Annotated in this window: 4 protein-coding genes and 1 pseudogene; 3 read left to right on the forward strand and 2 right to left on the reverse strand. The window is 64.9% G+C overall.

All coding sequences use genetic code 11. From position 1 onward, the window contains the following. Positions 1 to 643: 643 nt before the first annotated feature. On the forward strand, positions 644 to 838 hold the full coding sequence (locus U9977_RS22960) for a hypothetical protein (RefSeq protein WP_322751360.1): 195 nt from the start codon (positions 644 to 646) through the stop codon (positions 836 to 838). 86 nt (positions 839 to 924) lie between these two features. Then, the gene (locus U9977_RS22965; RefSeq protein ID WP_322751361.1) at positions 925 to 1,215 is read left to right on the forward strand and encodes a hypothetical protein; all 291 of its coding nucleotides are present in this window, start codon (positions 925 to 927) and stop codon (positions 1,213 to 1,215) included. Here U9977_RS22965 and U9977_RS22970 read toward each other — a convergent pair. Further along, a complete protein-coding gene (locus U9977_RS22970; RefSeq protein ID WP_322751362.1) occupies positions 1,172 to 1,672 on the reverse strand; it encodes a cysteine hydrolase in 501 nt (166 codons plus the stop codon). The genes U9977_RS22965 and U9977_RS22970 overlap by 44 nt on opposite strands. Before the next feature lie 136 nt (positions 1,673 to 1,808). Next, positions 1,809 to 2,021, reverse strand: coding sequence for an inositol monophosphatase family protein (locus tag U9977_RS22975; protein ID WP_322751363.1), 213 nt, complete (start codon positions 2,019 to 2,021; stop codon positions 1,809 to 1,811). A 128-nt stretch (positions 2,022 to 2,149) separates the two neighbouring features. On the opposite strand from U9977_RS22975, the pseudogene U9977_RS27245 reads away from it, so the two are divergent. After that, positions 2,150 to 2,267, forward strand: a pseudogene (locus U9977_RS27245) (site-specific integrase); the annotation flags it as partial.

Genomic DNA, 2,267 nt, shown 5'->3' on the forward strand with positions numbered 1-2,267 from the left:
ACCCTGGGCTGAGCTGGTCTCCTCCGTCGGTCGGGCAGGCTTGCCCTACCCCGGGTTCTCCCGGCCGGGCAAGGGCCGGCGTCTACTTGAGTTCGATCTTCGCTGTCGGCCCTTGCGTGGTCGGGAGGTTCCGGGGTAGCCCTCGGGTGCCCGGTCGGCGGAGGAGACCAGCGGACTTGAACAAGTAGGGAAAGTTGGCACGGCCTCGAATCGGGGATCTGTAACCGAATGAAGCCGTCCAACTACTGTTGCTCGACGGGAGTTGTCGGCCACCGTGCCGACGGATCCCGATCAAGTTTGGAAACGATCTCGACACGATCCGATGGGATAACGCACACGGTCGCTTCGACGGGGCGCTTCGTCCGCGCTGAGGTACCGACCCGCGTCAGATCCAGTACCACCGCTGTGACATCGACATCTTCAACGCCGCATGGTCGGCGATCAGCCATCGGTACGTCACCGTCCTGACGCTCGCCGGGCGCAACCGACGACCTTCGTTCGGATCCCTTGCACGTCCGTGCAAGAGTCACCCCGCGCGGTTCTTGTAAGTGCCCTCATGTGTGGGCATGCTCTTCGAAAGGGCCGTCCCCACGCCCGTGGGGACGATCCGGAAGCCGACTGCCCAGGGGAGGCGAGGAGGGACGTGACACAACCCGACGCTTGGCCGTACCCGGAGCCGCACGAGTGGGTGGATGAGCCCGACCCCGCCACCCACCAGGCGATCGACGAGGCGCGCGAGGACATCGCGGCCGGGCGGTTCATCCGCTGCAACGACGAAAACGAGTTCGACGCGCTTCTTGCCTCGCTGTCCGCGGAGCCGTACCCACAGGCCAGCTGAACAGCCCGGCCGCGGATGGTTCGCAGTTATCTCCGACACGCCCGCGGAGATGGGCATTGTCAGCATCCGCACCTATCGTGTGCGGCATGCCGACCTTTGACCCCGCCGCACGGTTTCTGGCGGAGTACGCGCGTCTCAGCTCCGCAGAGCAGGCCGCGTTCATCCGGGCGCGTCGGCTGTTCTGCGACGGGCTGAGGTCGGGCTCGTTTCACCCGAAGCTGCGCGTGAAGGGCTTCAAGTCTGAGCCTGGTGTGTACGAGATGACGTGGGCGCGCAACGGCCGGGCGCTGTGGGAGTACGGCGAGCCGATCCCGGGCAAGCCCGGCCCGCACATCATCTGGTTGCGGATCGGCACCCACGACATCTTCGAGCGGTAGGGGTGCTGCGCGACGAGTGACTCGCGCTTGCGTCAGTCACGATCCATGGTGTCAGGTCGCGCTCGAACGCGTCGACGGCCGTCTTGAGAACACAGCTGTTCGTGTCGATGCCGCAGATATAAAGATCAGTCCAGGCGCGTTTCTTGACCAGTGCGGCGCCTTCCTCATTGAACAGAGTATAGATCGTCTTATCGACGATCGCGGTTGCCATCTCGGCACAGGATGCCAGCTCATCAACGATGTCGGTTGCGGGTGACTCGGATAGCTCGGTCCAGCCCAACAGCCGCTCGTACTGACTGCCTGGGAAGTTGAGGTACCGCGTGAAGACGATGTCGCCACCAGCGGCCTGCCAACGTTGGACAAGCTCCACGATGACCGGTACGACTGCCTGCGAATGCTCGGTCAGGAATCCGTTCTGAACGTCGATCACTACCAGCACCGACGACTTGTCGTTCACGTTCGCCCTCCGTCTGTCTCTCGCAACGTCTCTACTGCATCAGCAAGGTGCCGAGACGACCGGCCGTCCGGGTCGACGACCTCGGCCAGCCACTCGAAGTGCAGAGACACCGCGACGGTGATGGGGGTTACCGGGGTCAGACCGTGGCCGGCTCGGTGGCATCCCGGACAAGCGTGAGAACCTCATCGAGGAGATCTGGCGTTGCCGCAATAGTCGCTTTCGAGTCGGATGTGTGGTCGCTGCCGTCAATGTCGACCACTTTCGCGCCCGCCTCCCGAGCGATGATGGCACCTGCCGCGGTATCCCACGGCTTAGTGGTCTCGCCCGTAAGTCCTTCGGGGGTTGACACCTGGGCGCACGGTGTGGGGCCGGTTAGATGCCGGGGGTGGACAGGTACAGCTCGCAGGCGCAGTCCAGGGCTTCTTCGGGGGTGCCGGTGAAGGGCCCGGCGGGCAGGACGGCGGGTGGCTGTTCGCGACCGAGACCGGTTGCCCGCTCAACCCGGGAACCGACTACCACGAGTGGAAAGACCTGCTGGTCGCAGCCGGCCTGCGAGACGCCCGGCTGCATGACGCCCGGCACACCGCGGCGACCG

It is taken from the genome of Protofrankia sp. Cas8 (genome assembly GCF_963555845.1).
GTDB lineage: Bacteria > Actinomycetota > Actinomycetes > Frankiales > Frankiaceae > Protofrankia.